We start from the raw sequence: 15,618 nt of genomic DNA, 5'->3' as shown, positions 1-15,618 counted from the left end.
TCGCAGGCCGGAACGCAAGGGGGTGCGCCGCATGACCGCCGCGCTGCCCGACGACCTCCTCCTCGACGGCGCCGACGAGATCCGCATCCGGCAGGATCTCCTCCAGGTCGCCCTCGGCCGCCAGCCGGCCGACCGGCTGCTGCGCGTCGGGCGCCTCCTCGAGGTTCATTCCCGCACCTGGCTCGACGACCAGGACATCGCCGTCCGCGGCCGCCGCATCGCCTGGGTCGGCCCGGCCGGCGCCTTTCCGGGCGAAGCGCGCGAGCGGATCGACCGCTCCGCCCTCGCCGCGGTGCCGGGCTTCGGCGAGGCCCACAAGCACATCGAGAGCTCGCACCTGACCCCGGAGCACGAGGCCGCCCTGGTCGTCCCGCGCGGCAACACCTGGACCTGCGAGGCGAGCCACGAATACTCCAACGTCGACGGCCCAGGGAACCTGGACTTCTGGCTCGCCGCCCGTCGCGCCGGCTCGCCGGTCAAGATCTTCCCCCTGCCCGGCTCCGCCGTCCCGCCGACCGCCTACGAGTTCGGCGGCGGCCACTTCGGCCATGCGGAGCAGGCGGCGTTCCTGGCCCGCTCCCTCATGGTCGCCGGTCTCGACGAGGTGATGGACTGGCCCGCTCTGAGCGACCCCGGGAACCCGTCCCACGCCCGCCTCTGGGGCATGATCCGGGCGACCTTCGAGCAGCGCGGCGTCGTCGAGGGCCATGGCGCCGGCCTGCGCGACCTGCCGTCCATCAACGCCTTCGCGGCCGCCGGCCTCGCCTCCGACCACGAGGCCTGGACCGCCGAGGAGGCCTGGACGAAGCTGCAACACGGCATCTTCCTGGAGATCCGGCCCCATTCCATGCCGGAGATCCTGCAGGGCCTGATGGCGCGCGGGCTCGCGGACTGGTCGCAGGTCGCCTTCGTGACCGACGACCGCAGCGCCTCCGACACCCTGCGGCTCGGCGCCACCGACCACAACGTCCGCCTCGCCATAGAGAGCGGCCTCGCCCCCGAGATCGCCTACCAGTGCGTGACCCTGAACCCGGCCCGCCACATGCGCCTCACCCCCTGGGTCGGCAGCCTCGCGCCCGGCCGCTACGCCGACGTCGTGCTCCTCGACGACGTGGCCCGCGTGGGCATCGCGGAGGTCTGGGCGGACGGCCGCCCCGTCTCCGCAGGCCTCAGCTACACCGGCCCCCTGCCGGCGATCGCCTGGCCGGACCGCGCGACCCGCAGCGTGAACCTCGGCCGCCGGCTCGCCCCGGCGGACTTCGCCATCCCCGCCGCGCCCGGGCGGGACACCATGAAGGCCGCCGTCCTCCGGCCCTTCCACTGGTCCGACGAGTTCCTGGTCGAAGAGCTCCCGGTCCTGGGTGGGGAGGTCCAGCGGGATCCGGCGCGCGCCATCACCAAGTTCGCCGTGGTCGACCGCTTCTCCGGCGAGGGCCGGGTCGGCCGGATGTTCTGGCGCGGCTGCGGCCCGGCCACGCCCGACACCGCGGTCGGCTGCACGGTCGGGCACGACAAGCACAATATCTGGGTGGTCGGCTCCTCGGACGCCGCGATGGCGGCGGTCGCCAACCGGATCGCCGAGATTCAGGGGGGCTGGGTGCTGGTCGCCCGCGGCCGGATCGCCGCCGAGGTCCGCCACGAGGTCGGCGGCCTGATGACCTGCCGCCCGGCCGAGGCCCTCGATGCCGACATGCAGGCGCTCTACCGCGCCGCCGCCGAGGTCGAGTGGATGTACGAGCCCACCTGGTCGCCCCGCTGGTTCCCCGGCTTCCCCGAGCGCCTGCAGTTCGCCACCCTGACCTGTGCGCCCTGGCGCTGGGTCCTGGTGGCGCCCTCGGAACGGGCCCCGGAGGGCTTCGTCAACGTGGCGACGGGAGAAACCCACCCGGTCGTCTGGTGAACCGAGTCAGCTCTGGGGCGCCGGCTGGACCTGCTTCAGGTCGAAGCCGATCGGCTTGTAGGCGCCGTCCTCGTTGAGCAGCCGGTAGCGGAACGCGACCCGGCCGGAGCGGGTGGCGTAGCTGCCTTCCGCGACCAGGACGCCCTCGCTGTCGAGCGCCGGCGGTTGGCGGAAGCTGAGCGTGTCGTCGGCCGGCCGGAAGTCCAGGCGCGACCGCGTCAGGGGCCCGAGCGCACGCTCCAGGTCCTCCGGCTGGGCCTTCAGCTTGAGGAGCCGCGCGCCGGCCTCGTAGACCGGCCGGTAGCGCCCCGACGCGATCGCCTCCGCGTGGAGGGCGTTGAGCCGCCGGACCACCGGCGCGACCTCGGCCTCGGCGAGAGGCTTGGTCTCGCCGACATCGGTCCAGAGCCGCAGGTGGTGCAGCCGCCAGCGTGGCCCGTCGCCCACGAACGTGAACTCGACCGGCTGCCGCGTCCCGTCCCGCCGTTCCAGCCGGCCCGACACCCGCGTCGTGGTGCCCTGCGCGATGTCGGTCGAGACCTTCCAGCCGTCGTATCGGGCCGCCGTCACCTGGTCGAGCTCGTAGACGGTCGCGTAGCGCTCGAAGTCGGCGAGGCCGACCGCCCTGCGGAAGGGCTCGGACCCGTCCGCGTGAACCCCCGCCCGGTCGCCCCGGCCTAGGCGCGCCACGACCTCGTCGGCTGCCCGGTAGGCCGAGGACGGACCAATCCGCTCGAAGGCCGCGACCGCGACCGTCAGGCTCCGGTACAGCCCGAAGCCGCCCACGACGCAACCGACAGCAACCAGGGCACCTCTGATCCACATGGCTCGTCTCCCGTTGGTTCCCGTCTCGGCCGGGACCTCGGGACCACGCTGCGCCGGCCGGACTGAACCGGGATTGAATGCCGCGGTCAGCCATCGTTCTGCATCGCGGCACTGGAATTCTCGAAGCAGCACCCTAGTTTTAGTTCCGCAACGTCAAGTCGCCCCAGCGCACGGATCCGCCACAAGGCTGTGGTCATCACGGGCCCCGAGCGTTATCGTCCAGAAAACCAGACCGGGACGGAAGCATGCCGCCGCGCCAAGACGTCCCGAGGCCCGGGGCGACGGGACAAGCCGCAGACCCTGCATCGAGGCACGGACGGTTTCGCGGCATGAGCCTGACGGCACGGCTGTTTCTCTTCGGCCTCCTCGCCATCCTGCCGACCATTGGCGTGATCCTCTACCTCGAGCTCGAGCTGCGCCGCGCCCGCGAGGCCGAAGTCTTCGACGCCGTCCTGCGACAGACCCAGCAGGCCACCTCCGAGATGGCCCAGTTCGTCGAAGGCACGCGCATGCTCCTGACCGCGGTGGCCTCCGCCCCCTCGGTCCGCCGCCTCGACGAGGAGGCCTGCGGCGCCTATCTCGAAACCCTGACGCGGGACGCCCAGAACTTCCGCAGCATCCGCATCCTCGGCCTCGACGGCCGCATGCGCTGCCGCCCCGGCGTCGACACGGCGGCCATGCCGAGCTTCGCCGACCGTCCTTACTTTATGGAAGCTGTCCGCGAGGGACGCTTCGCCGTTGGCACCTACACGCGCGGCAAGGGCGACACCTCGATCCAGGCTCTCCCCTTCGCGCTCCCGGTCCGCAGCGAGGAGGGGGCCATCATCGGCGTGGCGGTGGCGGTGGTCGACACCGACCGTCTCGGCCGCATCGTGGCCGGCTGGGCGGTCCCGGCCGGGGGCAACCTGACGCTCGCCGACCGCGACGGCGTGATCCTCGCCCGCAACCCCCTTCACGAGCGCTTCGTGGGAACGCGCATCCCAGACGAGTTCCAGAAATGGGTCCGCGGCGCCGCGGTCGGCGTGGACCGGGCCCTGAGCCAGGACGGCACGGCGCGGATCATCGCCTACAAGCCGGCCTCTCTGTACCCCGCGGGTCTCTACATCAGCTCGGGCGTCGCCGAGGCCCAGGCCTTCGGCCCCATCGACCTTGCCCGGCGCAGCGGGCTGATGATCATCCTCGGGGCCGCCGTCCTCGCCGTCGCGGGCGCGTGGTGGGCCGGCCGGGCCTTCGTCCGCAGTCCGGTCGGGCGGCTGATCGAGATCGCCGCCGGCTGGGGCGAGGGGCGCCGTCCCGACCTCCCGCCTCCCGACGGCCGCGAGTTCCGTCTCATCGGCGAGGCGCTCGACCGCATGGGGAGCGGCCTGGAGGAGCGCGAGGCCGCCGCCCGGCAGAGCGAGGAACGGCTGCGCCGCACGATCCGCGCCGCCCCGCACCCCTTCATGCTGCACGCCGAGGACGGCGAGATCCTGGAACTCTCGGATGCCTGGACCGAGCTCTCCGGCTATCCCCGCGCCGAACTCGCCCGCAGCGAGGACTTCTGGCGCGCCGCTCTCCCGGACAGCCCCCAGGACGGCCGGGACCCGGTCCTGCGCCCCTTCGAGACGGAGGCGCACCTGAGCGGTCTGGAGCGCACGATCATCACTGGGGACGGCCGCCGGCGCGTCTGGGAATTCGCGATCGTCCCGCTCGAACCCCTCGCCGACGGCCGCAAGCTCCGCCTCACCACCGCCGTCGACGTCACCGAGCGGTACCGCGCCATCGAGCAGCAGCGCCTTCTCCTCCGTGAGCTGGACCACCGCGTCAAGAACACGCTCGCGACCGCCCAGTCGATCGCCTCCCAGACCTACCGGGCGACACCGGACCCGCAGGAGTTCGTCCGCCGCTTCTCCGAGCGCCTCGGCGCGCTGGCGCGGACCCACGACATGCTGACGAAGGGCAATTGGCGCGGCGCCTCCCTGAAAGACCAGGTCGAGACCGAACTCGCCCATGTGCCCAACCCCGAGCGCATCCGCGTCGAGGGGCCCGACCTCACCCTGCCCCCGGAAACCGCGGTTCCGGTCGGCCTCGTCATCCACGAACTGACCACGAACGCCATCAAGTACGGCGCGCTCTCGGCGCCCGAGGGTCGGCTCTCCGTGGTGTGGACGGCCTCCAACCGCCCCGGCGGCGCGGTCGACCTCGTCTGGCGCGAGACGGGAGGCCCGCCGGCGGGGGAGCCTGTCGTGAGCGGCTTCGGCTCGCGCCTCGTCCGCCAACTCGGCAAGGCGCTCGGCTCGGCGACTTCCATCTGGCACCCGGAGGGCCTGGAGTTCCACCTGCGCATCGACCTCCCCCAGCGCGAGGCGGAGGCCCCCTTCCAGCCGGTTTCCTCGGCCAATTGGCCGGGACGCGAGCCGGAGGCCGCAGCAGCCGCGCCGCCCGCCGCGCAATGAAAAAACTGCGGCCGGGATGATCCGCGGCCGCAGTCCAAGGTGGGGCAGAGTTACTTCGACGGGGCATGAACGCGCGGCGGCCCGCCCCGGTTCCACCAGATCCGAAAAAATTTCGAGCGCGCCGACGGCGGGAACAGGGCGGCGCTGAAGCCGGTTGACCCGGGCCGGCCCGTCGCCGGTTTCCAGAGCCCGGCGAGACCCTCGATGACCATGCGAAACCGCCCCGATTCCGCGCCCGACGGCTCGGCCCTGAGAACCGTGGCCACGATCGCGGCCGCGACCGCGGTGGCCGCCACCGCCCGCGGGGCCGTCCGATCCCGGCGGGACGGCCGCGACCGCGACGAGGAGGCCCGGGGCGAGCCCGGCCGCGGCCGCGACGCCACGACCCCCTCCGAGGTCCCGGCACGGGGCTGGTGGGATATCGCCAAGCGCGTGGTCCAGCAGGTCGGCGAGGACCGGATCCTGTCGGTCGCGGCCGGCGTCACCTTCTACGCGCTGCTCGCCCTCTTTCCGGCCATCGCCGCCTTCGTGTCCATCTACGGGCTTTTCGCCGATCCGGGTACCATCCAGGGCCATCTCGCCCTTCTCGCCGGAATCCTTCCCGAGGGCGCCCTGACGGTGATCCGCGACCAGGTCCAGCGGATCGCGTCGAGCGGCAACGGCACGCTCGGCTATGCGTTCCTGGGCGGGCTCGCGGTCTCGCTGTGGAGCGCCAATGCCGGCATGAAGGCGGTCTTCGACGCCCTCAACGTCGCCTACGACGAAGAGGAGAAGCGCAGCTTCGTGGCGCTCACGCTCCAGTCGCTGCTCTTCACCTTCCTGGCGATGCTCTTCATGATGTTCGCCATCGCGGCGATCGTGGTGCTGCCGATCGTGCTCGACTATGTCGGCCTGGGGCGGGTCGGCGAACTCCTGCTCAGCATCGGCCGCTGGCCGCTTCTCTTCGCCGGGGTCGTCTTCGCGCTCGCCTGCCTCTACCGCTACGGCCCGAGCCGGGACCGAGCGCGCTGGCGCTGGGTCACCTGGGGCAGCGCCATCGCCGCCATCCTCTGGCTCGCCGGCTCCGCGCTCTTCTCCTGGTACGCGGCCAACTTCGGCAGCTACAACGAAACCTACGGCTCGCTCGGTGCCGTCATCGGCTTCATGACCTGGATGTGGCTCTCAACGACCGCCGTCCTGATCGGGGCGGAGATCAACGCCGAGACGGAGCACCAGACCGCCCGCGACACCACCGACGGCCCGCCCAGGCCGCTCGGCGCTCGCGGCGCGACCATGGCCGACACCGTCGGACCGGCACAGGACTGAGGCGGGCGGCCTGTCGGGCCGCTCAGACGTCCTGTTTCGGCGGCCCGCAGCGCCACATCTTGATGACGTAGCCGGGGTGCTCGCCGATCCATCGGGCGGACTCGATCTGCCCCATCTTGCGGCACTGGATCTGGTCGACGATGCCCTCGACCGATCCGAGCCGGATGTCGCGGCATTCCGCCGGGTTGGCCGCGAGGCAGGCCGTGACGATCAGTTCGATCATGCGCTGTCCCTCCGTCCGCGGCGGTCCGTCGTCCCCGTCGCCGCGGGCCTTCCCCCCATACGCAAGGCGCCCCGACCCGGTTCGCCGTCCTTTGCGAAAGGATGACGAAGCGGGGCGGGGCGCGCGCTTGAATTTCGCGTGATCGGTTGGATTCGTTCAGAACCGGCCGGCCACGGCCGGCGCCGCGAGCCGGGTCGCCGCCTGACCCGCATGGGCCGGTGCGGACAGGCCGGAGCCGCCGACATCGGGCAGGTACTTCACCACGAGGCTCACCAGCATGAGCGAGAACATCAGGGCGAGCAGGCCGCAGAATCGGGTCGAGGTCGGGTCCATCGGGCACTCCTTCACGATCCGTTAACCCTTACGGCCCCGCTTCGGTTCCGTACGCCGGCGCACAGTCCTCACCGTTCGGCGCGGCCTGCCTGTCCCGTGTCGACGCCCGGAGTCTCGCGCGGACTCGTGGTGCAGGGGTCTTGGTCTCGAGGTGTTCCTCGGCCATTCTGGCCTCCTCTCGCGGAGCGCTTCAGGGTCGGAACCAGGGCCGGCGCGCCGGCTCCGGGACGGGGACGGAAAGTCACGGACTTCCCACCGGACGGCCCGGCGGGCAGAAAGGGCGGGCCGTTCCGGCCGAGGAGGACCCGCTTGGACAAGCCCCATGCCCGCTACCATCGCCTGATCGACGCCGCCGTCGAGGCCGGCGCCATCCGGATCGCGGTCGTCCACCCCTGCGACGCCCTGTCGATCGCGGGCGCCGACGAAGCCGCCAGGATGGGCCTGATCGTCCCCGTCCTGGTCGGTCCGCGCGCGAAGATCGAGGCCGCCGCCGCGGCGGCGGGTGTCGACATCGCCGGCTACCGCCTCGTCGACACCCCCCACAGCCACGCCGCGGCCGATGCCGCCGTCGCCCTCGTCCACACCGGCGAGGTCGAGGCCCTGATGAAGGGAAGCCTGCACACTGACGAGCTGATGGCCGCCGTCGTGGCGCGCGAGGGGGGCTTGAGGACCGCGCGCCGGGTCAGCCATTGCTTCGTCATGGACGTGCCCGGACACGCCGACCCGCTCATCATCACCGACGCCGCGATCAACATCGCTCCGGACCTGGAGGCCAAGATCGACATCGTCCAGAACGCCATCGACCTCGCCCAGGCGCTCGGCTTCCCGGAAGTCCGCGTCGCCGTCCTCTCCGCCATGGAGACCGTCAACCCCAAGATCCCCTCGACGGTCGAGGCCGCCGCTCTCTGCAAGATGGCCCACCGCGGCCAGATCACCGGGGCGGTCATCGACGGCCCGCTCGCCCTCGACAACGCCGTCGACCTCGGCGCCGCCGCGGTCAAGCACATCGTCTCCCCGGTGGCGGGCCGCGCCAACGTCCTGGTCGTGCCGGACCTGGAGGCCGGCAACATGCTCGCCAAGAGCCTCTCCTTCCTGGCCGGCGCGGACGCCGCCGGGATCGTGCTCGGCGCCCGCGTACCGATCGTGCTGACCAGCCGGGCCGACAGCGTGATCACCAGGCTCGCCTCCGCGGCGGTCGCCTGCCTGGTCGCGGCCGCAAGGCGCCGGACCCTCGCGGTCCCGGCCTGACCCGTCATGGGCCTCTGCCTCGTCCTCAACGCCGGTTCGTCGTCGATCAAGTTTCAGGTTCTCGAGCCCGGCGCGGACGGGACCCTGCGCCGTCTCTGGCGCGGTACGATCGAGGGTCTTGGCACCGCCCCGCGCTTCTCGGCGCGCGACGAGGCCGGCGACGCCGCGCCCGGGCGGGCCTGGGACCGCGCCGGCCTCGACCACGAGCACGCCACGCTCTTCCTGCTCGATTGGATCGCCGGCCATCTCGCCGGCCGCTCCCTCCAGGCGGTCGGCCACCGGGTGGTCCACGGCGGCAGCGACTTCGTGGAGGCGGTTCGGGTCGACGACCGCGTGATGGCCCGCCTCGAGGCGCTCGTCCCGCTGGCGCCCCTGCACCAGCCGCACAACCTCGCGCCGATCCGGCACATCCGCGCCCACGCCCCGGAGCTCCCCCAGATCGTCGCCTTCGACACCGCCTTCCATCATGGCCAGCCCGAGGTCGCCCGCGCCTTCGCGCTGCCGGCACGGATCACGGAGGCCGGCGTCCGCCGCTACGGCTTCCACGGGCTCTCCTATGCCTACGTGGCCGGACGCCTGGCCGAGGTCGCTCCGGAGATCGCTCAGGGCCGGGTCGTCGTCGCCCACCTGGGAAGCGGCGCGTCCCTCTGCGCGTTGCGCGCCGGCCGCTCCGTCGCCAGCACGATGGGCTTCTCGGCGCTCGACGGCCTGCCCATGGGGACGCGCTCCGGCAGCCTGGACCCAGCGGTGATCTTCCACCTGATCCGCGCCTTCGGCATGACGCCGGACGAGGCGGAGCGGATGCTCTACAACGAATCCGGGCTTCTGGGCGTCTCGGGCCTCTCAAACGACATGCGCCGCCTGCGCGAGGCGGCGCCCGCGCACGATGGCGCGCGGCGCGCGATCGACCTCTTCGTTTACCGGATCCTGCGCGAGGTCGGCAGCCTGACGGCGGCGCTCGGCGGCCTCGACGGCCTCGTCTTCACCGCCGGCATCGGCGAGAACGATGCCGCGACCCGCGCGGCCGTGATCGAGGGCCTCGGCTGGGCGGGGTTCCGGCTCGACCCTGACGCCAAAGCGGCGGGCGGACCGCGTCTCACGAGGTCGGGCGGCCCTTCGGCCTGGGTCATCGCGACCGACGAGGAATGCGTCATCGCGCGCGAGACGATGCGCCTCGCCGGCTGAAACGACGAAGGGCGCCGGCCTCGCGGCCCGCGCCCTTCTGGAAATCTTACGGTCGGCTCGAATTCGGCCCCCCGGGTTCGGGGATCAGTCGGCGCGGGCCTCGGCGGTCTGCTTGCGGGCGGTCCACTTGCCCGTGCAGCCGAGCATGGAGAGCCGCCACACGCCGGCGCCGGAGCCGGCCTTCAGCCGGCCGGAGGCATCCGCCTTGGCGATGCTCCGCCGGATATCGAGCGCCACGCTGCCGTCACGCTCGACACCGCCCGAAACCGAGGTCGGCGTGTCGTTGCCGGCCGAGATCGGGATCACCTGGCCGTCGCGGATCGCGATGGTGGCGTCGTAGCTGGCGTCGCAACTGCCCTGCTCGGTCACGAGCCGGACGTTCCAGGTGCCGTCGAAGGGCGCGCCGCGGACCTGTCCGGCGGCCGCAGGACCGAAGGCCAGGGTGCTGGCGGCGCAGGCGAGCGTCATCGCGATCGTGGTTTTCATCAAGGGTTCGTCATCCCGGGTTTCGCAGGACCGCCGCGCTCGGACGCGGGGCCCCTGATCAAGAGGGCTCAGCCCGACCCGTGTCGGCCCGGACCTAAACTAGAGGTCCAATACAGCCGAGGTCAAGACTGGGTTCTATTCAGGTAAAGGCTCGGCCCGAGTATTCGTTCATCCGGCGCCGGCCCGGGCTGCATTGGCGCTGGATTTTCCGATCACACCGCAGTTACCGGCACGACCGTCTCTTCGCACTGGTATATGGTCGCGGATCTTGTCTGCTTCAAGGCATGCGGGAGTCCGCGGCGAGTCGGCCGATGCCGACCAGCCATGCGCAGGGCGTCGGCCCGAGCCTAAACGAGGCCGACGGTCCTGCGGAAAGACCTGCCGTCCGCTTCTAGGCCGGCGTCCGCCCGCTCAGTCGACGGCGGCTCGACGGGCATCGGCCGGCGCCGGCGAGACCGGCACGTCGGAGGGGCGCTGTGCGGGGCCGGTCAAGGTCCAAGCCGCCGCGTAGAGGGCTGCCGCGAGAGCGAGTCCGATCGCGGCGATCCGGTTTCGCATGGCTTTTCTCCTCTCCGCTGGGCCGGTTTCGGCCCGTCTGGGTTTTTGCGCACCGCATCCGCGATTGTCAGGAACCGGAGTCCGGCACCGGCGTTGAAGTCACAATCAGTAGAAACGCTGGATTTGGTGGCCGTGATGAAGAATACGCCAGTACACGACGATGAAATGAAGCCTCGTCTGCTTCTCTACGCGGGTGTCTCCTGCATCATCGCTGCTCTCGTGGGCCTCAATGCCCTGAGCGCCGCCGGCAGTTCGGCCAGCCCCGCGGAAGGCTACGCCCTCGCCTGGGACGCCGGCCGCTGATCCGTCGGCCTCGGTCTGCATGTCGTGTCGCCCGGTCGCCCTCGGCGGCCGGGCTTTTTGCGCCGCGTTCGCCGCTCGACGTGAAGAACCCCGGCATCCTGATGGGACGCCGGGGTTCTTCACGGTCGGAGCCTCAATGTTCGATGCTGCGGACCACCCTGGGGCTTCCGGGCTCGACGACCACTACTCGGACTGCCCAATCGGCGGCGCGGGGCCTTTTGCCCGCGCCGGCGACGGCAGGGAACCTGATTGCAGGTTGGGCGGAGATCACGGTCGCCTCCCGACCATCGTGAAGTTGCACCGACAACCGGCGAGGTCCGCGATGGTTCCGCGGCTCCCCTCTCGTCAGAGCCCGACGTCGCGCCGGTCGGCGCGCTGGTCGCCGGCGCCGTCGCCGATGCGCCCGATGCGCGTCTCCAGGTCGGAGCCGGCGGCCCGGATCTCGCGCCAGGCGGACTTGGAATATGCCCCGTCATACGTGATCGCGTCATACGCGATGGCGGCGGCGAGGAGCAGGAAAAGGAACGCGAGCTTGCCCATGGACGTCTCCGGAACCGAGGGGCGTCCGGGCCGGCCAGAAACGGCGAAGCCCGGGACCGCCTGACAACGCGGCAGTCCCGGGCTCGTTCCGATGCGACAGGAAGGGATCGGGGTCAGGACACCCGGGTCGCGGGGGCAATGGCCGCGTCGACGGCGGGCGCCGGAGCGCCGGCCGGCTCGGGAACCGTCCGGGCGAGGCCGAGCGCCTGCACCAGGAGCGCGGCGAAGTAGCCGACCTGCAGCGCGAGCGCCCCGGCCAACCCGGACGCCACGGCGCTGCCCGGGCGGCCGATGACCAAGCCGAACAGCACGTGGCCGACCACCAGGGCGCCGGCCGCGAGGATCAGCATCTTCACGTTGAAGCGAATCCCGAGCATCAGGCCGACGAGGGTGGCGAGGCTGAGCGCGACCATGGTGAGTGCCTTCTGTGGGCCCCTGGACGGTGAGCCCGTATGGTTGACGAAGTGTTAACGGCCGCGGGCTCCGCGACCGGTTTCCTTACCGGGCCTGCGGCGCCCCGGTCCCGAGGGCGAGCACGTCGCCGATGCCGATCCGCGCGCCGTCGTTCTCGCAGAGGCCGATCGCGAAGGGGCCGCCGAGTTCCTGCTGGATCACGGCCTTGAGCGGTCCGAAGACTTGGTTGAACCGGGCCTGGGCCGGCGACGCGACGACGCCTGCGACGGCCAGGACGGAGAGGAAGGCGGCGAGACTACGCATGGGGGGGCTCCACAAGTCTTTCACCGAGACGCTAGGAGCGGCCGCTCAAGAAACGATTACGGAATAGCGGCGAGAATTGTTTCGATGCGTTAACCGTTGAGACTTGATGACGACCCGCGGAGAAATTTCCGAAAGCTTTTAGGATAAAGTCTCTCCGCTCTCGCCCGCCGCGATCCCGACGAGCCATCCCTTGAAGGCCTGCAGGGGCGGGCTCTGCGCGTTCTCGGTCGGGAACACGAGGTAGTAGCCGCCCGCCCCGTCCAGCGGCGGCACGTCGAGCCGCACGAGTTCGCCCGATGCGATCTCGTCCCGGGCCAGGAAATCCGGCACGAGCGCCACCCCGAGGCCCGCCACCGCGGCGCGGATGACGAGCAGGAATTGCTCGAAGGCCAGGTAGGCCGGCCGGCGCGCCGGCGCCACCCCGGCCGCCGCGAACCAGCGGTCCCAGGCTTCCGGCCGGGTCTCCTGCACCAGGAGCGGCACGCGCGCCAGGTCCCCGGCCGTGGCGATCTGTTCGCGCGCGACCATCGCCGGGCTCGCCACCACGATCAGCGTCTCGCGCAGGAGGAGGTGCCACTCCAGCCCGGCGCCGGACGGCGTGCCGTGCATGATCGCGGCGTCGAGCCGCTCCCGCCGGAAGTCGACCGGGCGCACACGGGTCGCGAAGTTCACCATCACGTCCCGGTGCCGGGCGAAGAAGCCCGCCATGCGGGGGATCAGCCAGCGCGTCGCGAAGCTCGGCAGGACCGCGAGGTCGAGGCTGCCGCCGGTGTCCCGGAACGCGATCGTCTTGGCGGTCGCCGAGGCCAGGCGGGACAGGATGTCGCCGACCTCGCCGGCATAGAAGCGGCCCGCCGCGGTCGGCTGCACCCGTTGCCGAACGCGCTCGAACAGCTTCAGGCCGAGCTGGTCCTCGAGTTGCGCGATCTGCCGGCTGACGGCCGCCTGCGTCAGGCTGAGCTCGCGCGCGGCGTCCGAGAAGGAGGAGAGCCGCGCGGCCGCCTCGAAGGCCTGCAGGGCGCCGATCGAGGGCGTGAGGCGGCGGGACGTGATGGGCGGCATCGGGACGGGCTCCGGCGGTCTGGACGACCGACCCTGCCCCAACCCGGGCCCGGCGTCACGCCTCCCCGACGTCCCAGGGGTCCCGGCCTTGCGCGATCAGGGCCCGGAGCGCGGCCCCGTCGGCGTCGAGCGCCGGGCTCGCACGGTCGGCGACCGCCGGCGCGCCGTCGAGCACGATCGGGCTGCGCACCGTCGGCACGCTCCCCGCCCCGGCCCGGTCGAGATCGAGCCGCATCCCGCGTGCGACCACCTGCGGATCCGCGAAGACCTCCGCGAGGCTGTTGACCGGCCCGGCCGGGACGCCGGCCGCCTCCAGGGCGTCCAGGAGCTCCGCGGACGCGCGCGCCGCGAAGGCCGCCTCGAGCATCGGCACCAGCGCGGCCCGGTTCTCCACCCGGCCCCGGTTGGTGGCGAAACGCGGATCGGCCACCAGGCCGTCGAGCCCGAGGATGCCGCACACCCGGCGGTACTGCGCGTCGTTGCCGGTTGCCAGGATGATCGGACGGTCGGCGGTGGCGAAGACCTGGTAGGGCACGATGTTGGGATGGGCGTTGCCGAGCCGTCGCGGGGCGCGGCCGGACACGAGATAGTTCATCGCCTGGTTGGCGAGTACGGAGACCTGCGTGTCGAGGAGCGCCATGTCCACATGCGCGCCCCGCCCGGTCCGGTCCCGCTCGCGCAGAGCCGCCAGGATGCCGGTCGTCGCATAGACGCCCGTGAAGATGTCCGCGAAGGCGACGCCGATCTTCTGCGGCTCGCCGTCCGGCTCGCCGGTCAGGTCCATCACCCCGCCCATGCCCTGGATGATGAAGTCGTAGCCGGCCCGCGCCGCATAGGGCCCGTCCTGGCCGAAGCCGGTTATCGAGCAGTAGACGAGCCCCGGATGGGCGGCCCGCAGCGTGGCGGCGTCGAGCCCGTACTTGACGAGGCCGCCGACCTTGAAGTTTTCGATCACCACGTCCGCCCCGGCGGCGAGCGCCCGCACGACCGCGAGCCCCTCGGGATCGTCGAAGTCGACCGCGATCGAGCGCTTGCCCCGGTTGGTGGCGTGGAAATAGGCCGCGCTGGCGCCCCCGCCGGCCTCCGGCACGAAGGGCGGCCCCCAGGTCCGCGTGTCGTCGCCGCCGTCCGCGCGCTCGACCTTGACGACGGTCGCCCCGAGGTCCGCCAGGAGCTGGCCGGACCACGGCCCGGCCAGGATGCGCGCGAGTTCCAGGACCTTGAGGCCGGCGAGCGGCGCGGGCACGGCGCCGCGCCTCAGAAGAAGGCCTGCAGGCCGGTCTGCGCCCGGCCGAGGATGAGCGCGTGGACGTCGTGCGTGCCCTCGTAGGTGTTGACCGTCTCGAGGTTCTGGGCGTGCCGCATGACGTGGTACTCCTGCTGGATGCCGTTCCCGCCGTGCATGTCGCGGGCGACCCGGGCGATCTCGAGCGCCTTGCCGCAATTGTTGCGCTTCATCAGGCTGATCATCTCCGGCGTGGCGCGGCCCTCGTCCATCAGCCGCCCGACCCTGAGCGAGCCCTGCAGCCCGAGCGTGATCTCGGTCTGCATGTCGGCGAGCTTCTTCTGCACGAGCTGGGTGGCGGCGAGCGGCCGGCCGAACTGCTTGCGGTCGAGCGTGTACTGCCGCGCCCGGAACCAGCAGTCCTCGGCGGCGCCCATGGCTCCCCAGGAGATCCCGTAGCGGGCGCGGTTCAGGCAGCCGAACGGTCCCTTGAGGCCGGAGACGTTGGGCAACAGGTGGTCCTCGGAGACGACCACGCCGTCCATCACGATCTCGCCCGTGATCGAGGCCCTGAGCGACAGCTTGCCGCCGATCTTCGGCGCCGACAGCCCCGCCATGCCCTTCTCCAGCACGAAGCCGCGGATCTCGTTGTCGTGCGCGGCGGACTTCGCCCACACCACGAAGACGTCCGCGATCGGCGCGTTCGAGATCCACATCTTGGAGCCGGTGAGCCGGTAGCCGTCCGCGACCTTCTCGGCGCGCGTCTTCATGCCGGCGGGGTCGGACCCCGCATCGGGTTCGGTCAGGCCGAAGCAGCCGATCCACTCGCCGCTCGCGAGCTTCGGCAGGTAGCGCCGCCGCTGCGCCTCCGAGCCGTAGGCGTGGATGGGGTACATGACCAGCGACGATTGCACGCTCATCATCGAGCGGTAGCCGGAGTCGACCCGCTCGATCTCGCGCGCCACGAGCCCGTAGGAGACGTAGCCCGCCCCTGCGCAGCCGTAGTCCTCCGGCAGCGTGATCCCCAGGAGCCCGAGCCCGCCCATCTCGGCGAAGATCCCGGGCTCGGTCTTCTCCTCCGCATAGGCCTCGACGATGCGCGGCAGGAGCTTCTCCTGCGCGAACCCGCGCGCCGTGTCACGGATCATCCGCTCGTCCTCGGTGAGCTGGTCCTCGAGCAGGAACGCATCGTCCCAAACGAAGCTCGCCTTGCCGCCCGCCATGATGGTCTCCCGGTCGTTCATCGGTGTGAGGTGCCCATGATCATAGGCCG

Annotated in this window: 17 protein-coding genes; 6 read left to right on the top strand and 11 right to left on the bottom strand. The window is 71.7% G+C overall.

Translation table 11 applies throughout. The features are described from left to right. The first annotated feature begins 31 nt into the window (after positions 1–31). Entirely contained in the window at positions 32–1,900 is a 1,869-nt protein-coding gene (locus WBG79_RS17295) for an adenine deaminase (RefSeq protein WP_337358429.1), read from the top strand. Between the two features lie 6 nt (positions 1,901–1,906). On the opposite strand, the gene WBG79_RS17290 is transcribed toward WBG79_RS17295, so the two are convergent. Continuing rightward, complete coding sequence (locus WBG79_RS17290; RefSeq protein WP_337358428.1) at positions 1,907–2,725, bottom strand: hypothetical protein; 819 nt, start codon at positions 2,723–2,725, stop codon at positions 1,907–1,909. Between the two features lie 329 nt (positions 2,726–3,054). Between WBG79_RS17290 and WBG79_RS17285 the strand changes: the two genes are divergently transcribed. Continuing rightward, entirely contained in the window at positions 3,055–5,160 is a 2,106-nt protein-coding gene (locus WBG79_RS17285) for a sensor histidine kinase (protein ID WP_337358427.1), read from the top strand. Between the two features lie 204 nt (positions 5,161–5,364). Then, entirely contained in the window at positions 5,365–6,465 is a 1,101-nt protein-coding gene (locus WBG79_RS17280) for a YihY/virulence factor BrkB family protein (protein WP_337358426.1), read from the top strand. Between the two features lie 22 nt (positions 6,466–6,487). Here the strand turns inward: WBG79_RS17280 and WBG79_RS17275 are convergent, their stop codons facing one another. Together WBG79_RS17275 and WBG79_RS17270 are read right to left on the bottom strand one after the other, a co-directional pair. Further along, positions 6,488–6,688, bottom strand: coding sequence for a hypothetical protein (locus WBG79_RS17275; protein WP_337358425.1), 201 nt, complete (start codon positions 6,686–6,688; stop codon positions 6,488–6,490). A 156-nt stretch (positions 6,689–6,844) separates the two neighbouring features. Beyond that, complete coding sequence (locus tag WBG79_RS17270) at positions 6,845–7,021, bottom strand: hypothetical protein (RefSeq protein WP_337358424.1); 177 nt, start codon at positions 7,019–7,021, stop codon at positions 6,845–6,847. Positions 7,022–7,330: 309 nt separating this feature from the next. On the opposite strand from WBG79_RS17270, the gene WBG79_RS17265 reads away from it, so the two are divergent. Both WBG79_RS17265 and WBG79_RS17260 read left to right on the top strand, forming a co-directional pair. Further along, positions 7,331–8,269, top strand: coding sequence for a phosphate acetyltransferase (locus WBG79_RS17265; RefSeq protein ID WP_337358423.1), 939 nt, complete (start codon positions 7,331–7,333; stop codon positions 8,267–8,269). A gap of 6 nt (positions 8,270–8,275) precedes the next feature. After that, positions 8,276–9,454, top strand: coding sequence for an acetate/propionate family kinase (locus WBG79_RS17260; RefSeq protein ID WP_337358422.1), 1,179 nt, complete (start codon positions 8,276–8,278; stop codon positions 9,452–9,454). An 84-nt stretch (positions 9,455–9,538) separates the two neighbouring features. Here the strand turns inward: WBG79_RS17260 and WBG79_RS17255 are convergent, their stop codons facing one another. Beyond that, complete coding sequence (locus WBG79_RS17255; RefSeq protein ID WP_337358421.1) at positions 9,539–9,940, bottom strand: hypothetical protein; 402 nt, start codon at positions 9,938–9,940, stop codon at positions 9,539–9,541. 411 nt (positions 9,941–10,351) lie between these two features. Beyond that, positions 10,352–10,498 carry a hypothetical protein gene (locus tag WBG79_RS17250; RefSeq protein WP_337358420.1) on the bottom strand — a complete coding sequence of 49 codons (147 nt, stop codon included), beginning with the start codon at positions 10,496–10,498 and terminating at the stop codon, positions 10,352–10,354. A 165-nt stretch (positions 10,499–10,663) separates the two neighbouring features. Between WBG79_RS17250 and WBG79_RS17245 the strand changes: the two genes are divergently transcribed. After that, a complete protein-coding gene (locus tag WBG79_RS17245) occupies positions 10,664–10,801 on the top strand; it encodes a hypothetical protein (protein ID WP_337358419.1) in 138 nt (45 codons plus the stop codon). A 345-nt stretch (positions 10,802–11,146) separates the two neighbouring features. Here WBG79_RS17245 and WBG79_RS17240 read toward each other — a convergent pair whose 3' ends face one another. The 6 genes from WBG79_RS17240 to WBG79_RS17215 form a co-directional block, all read right to left on the bottom strand. Next, positions 11,147–11,341, bottom strand: coding sequence for a hypothetical protein (locus WBG79_RS17240; protein WP_337358418.1), 195 nt, complete (start codon positions 11,339–11,341; stop codon positions 11,147–11,149). Between the two features lie 113 nt (positions 11,342–11,454). Continuing rightward, positions 11,455–11,754, bottom strand: coding sequence for a hypothetical protein (locus WBG79_RS17235; protein WP_337358417.1), 300 nt, complete (start codon positions 11,752–11,754; stop codon positions 11,455–11,457). 85 nt (positions 11,755–11,839) lie between these two features. Continuing rightward, a complete protein-coding gene (locus tag WBG79_RS17230; protein ID WP_337358416.1) occupies positions 11,840–12,058 on the bottom strand; it encodes a hypothetical protein in 219 nt (72 codons plus the stop codon). A gap of 138 nt (positions 12,059–12,196) precedes the next feature. Continuing rightward, on the bottom strand, positions 12,197–13,120 hold the full coding sequence (locus tag WBG79_RS17225; protein WP_337358415.1) for a LysR substrate-binding domain-containing protein: 924 nt from the start codon (positions 13,118–13,120) through the stop codon (positions 12,197–12,199). Positions 13,121–13,175: 55 nt separating this feature from the next. Beyond that, positions 13,176–14,366, bottom strand: a complete 1,191-nt coding sequence (locus WBG79_RS17220) for a CaiB/BaiF CoA transferase family protein (RefSeq protein ID WP_337358414.1) — start codon at positions 14,364–14,366, stop codon at positions 13,176–13,178. 11 nt (positions 14,367–14,377) lie between these two features. Further along, complete coding sequence (locus tag WBG79_RS17215) at positions 14,378–15,568, bottom strand: acyl-CoA dehydrogenase (protein ID WP_337358794.1); 1,191 nt, start codon at positions 15,566–15,568, stop codon at positions 14,378–14,380. Between the last annotated feature and the right edge of the window lie 50 nt (positions 15,569–15,618).

The organism is Prosthecomicrobium sp. N25 (genome assembly GCF_037203705.1).
In the GTDB taxonomy this organism is placed as follows: Bacteria; Pseudomonadota; Alphaproteobacteria; order Rhizobiales; family Ancalomicrobiaceae; genus Prosthecodimorpha.
This window is presented reverse-complemented; position numbering and strand designations above follow the sequence as displayed.

Coding starts and splice junctions, on each gene's coding strand:
- WBG79_RS17295 (WP_337358429.1), top strand. CDS start 32: ATGACCGCCGCGCTGCCCGACGACCTCCTCCTCGACGGCGCCGACGAG.
- WBG79_RS17290 (WP_337358428.1), bottom strand. CDS start 2,725: ATGTGGATCAGAGGTGCCCTGGTTGCTGTCGGTTGCGTCGTGGGCGGC.
- WBG79_RS17285 (WP_337358427.1), top strand. CDS start 3,055: ATGAGCCTGACGGCACGGCTGTTTCTCTTCGGCCTCCTCGCCATCCTG.
- WBG79_RS17280 (WP_337358426.1), top strand. CDS start 5,365: ATGACCATGCGAAACCGCCCCGATTCCGCGCCCGACGGCTCGGCCCTG.
- WBG79_RS17275 (WP_337358425.1), bottom strand. CDS start 6,688: ATGATCGAACTGATCGTCACGGCCTGCCTCGCGGCCAACCCGGCGGAA.
- WBG79_RS17270 (WP_337358424.1), bottom strand. CDS start 7,021: ATGGACCCGACCTCGACCCGATTCTGCGGCCTGCTCGCCCTGATGTTC.
- WBG79_RS17260 (WP_337358422.1), top strand. CDS start 8,276: ATGGGCCTCTGCCTCGTCCTCAACGCCGGTTCGTCGTCGATCAAGTTT.
- WBG79_RS17255 (WP_337358421.1), bottom strand. CDS start 9,940: ATGAAAACCACGATCGCGATGACGCTCGCCTGCGCCGCCAGCACCCTG.
- WBG79_RS17250 (WP_337358420.1), bottom strand. CDS start 10,498: ATGCGAAACCGGATCGCCGCGATCGGACTCGCTCTCGCGGCAGCCCTC.
- WBG79_RS17245 (WP_337358419.1), top strand. CDS start 10,664: ATGAAGCCTCGTCTGCTTCTCTACGCGGGTGTCTCCTGCATCATCGCT.
- WBG79_RS17240 (WP_337358418.1), bottom strand. CDS start 11,341: ATGGGCAAGCTCGCGTTCCTTTTCCTGCTCCTCGCCGCCGCCATCGCG.
- WBG79_RS17235 (WP_337358417.1), bottom strand. CDS start 11,754: ATGGTCGCGCTCAGCCTCGCCACCCTCGTCGGCCTGATGCTCGGGATT.
- WBG79_RS17230 (WP_337358416.1), bottom strand. CDS start 12,058: ATGCGTAGTCTCGCCGCCTTCCTCTCCGTCCTGGCCGTCGCAGGCGTC.
- WBG79_RS17225 (WP_337358415.1), bottom strand. CDS start 13,120: ATGCCGCCCATCACGTCCCGCCGCCTCACGCCCTCGATCGGCGCCCTG.
- WBG79_RS17215 (WP_337358794.1), bottom strand. CDS start 15,568: ATGGCGGGCGGCAAGGCGAGCTTCGTTTGGGACGATGCGTTCCTGCTC.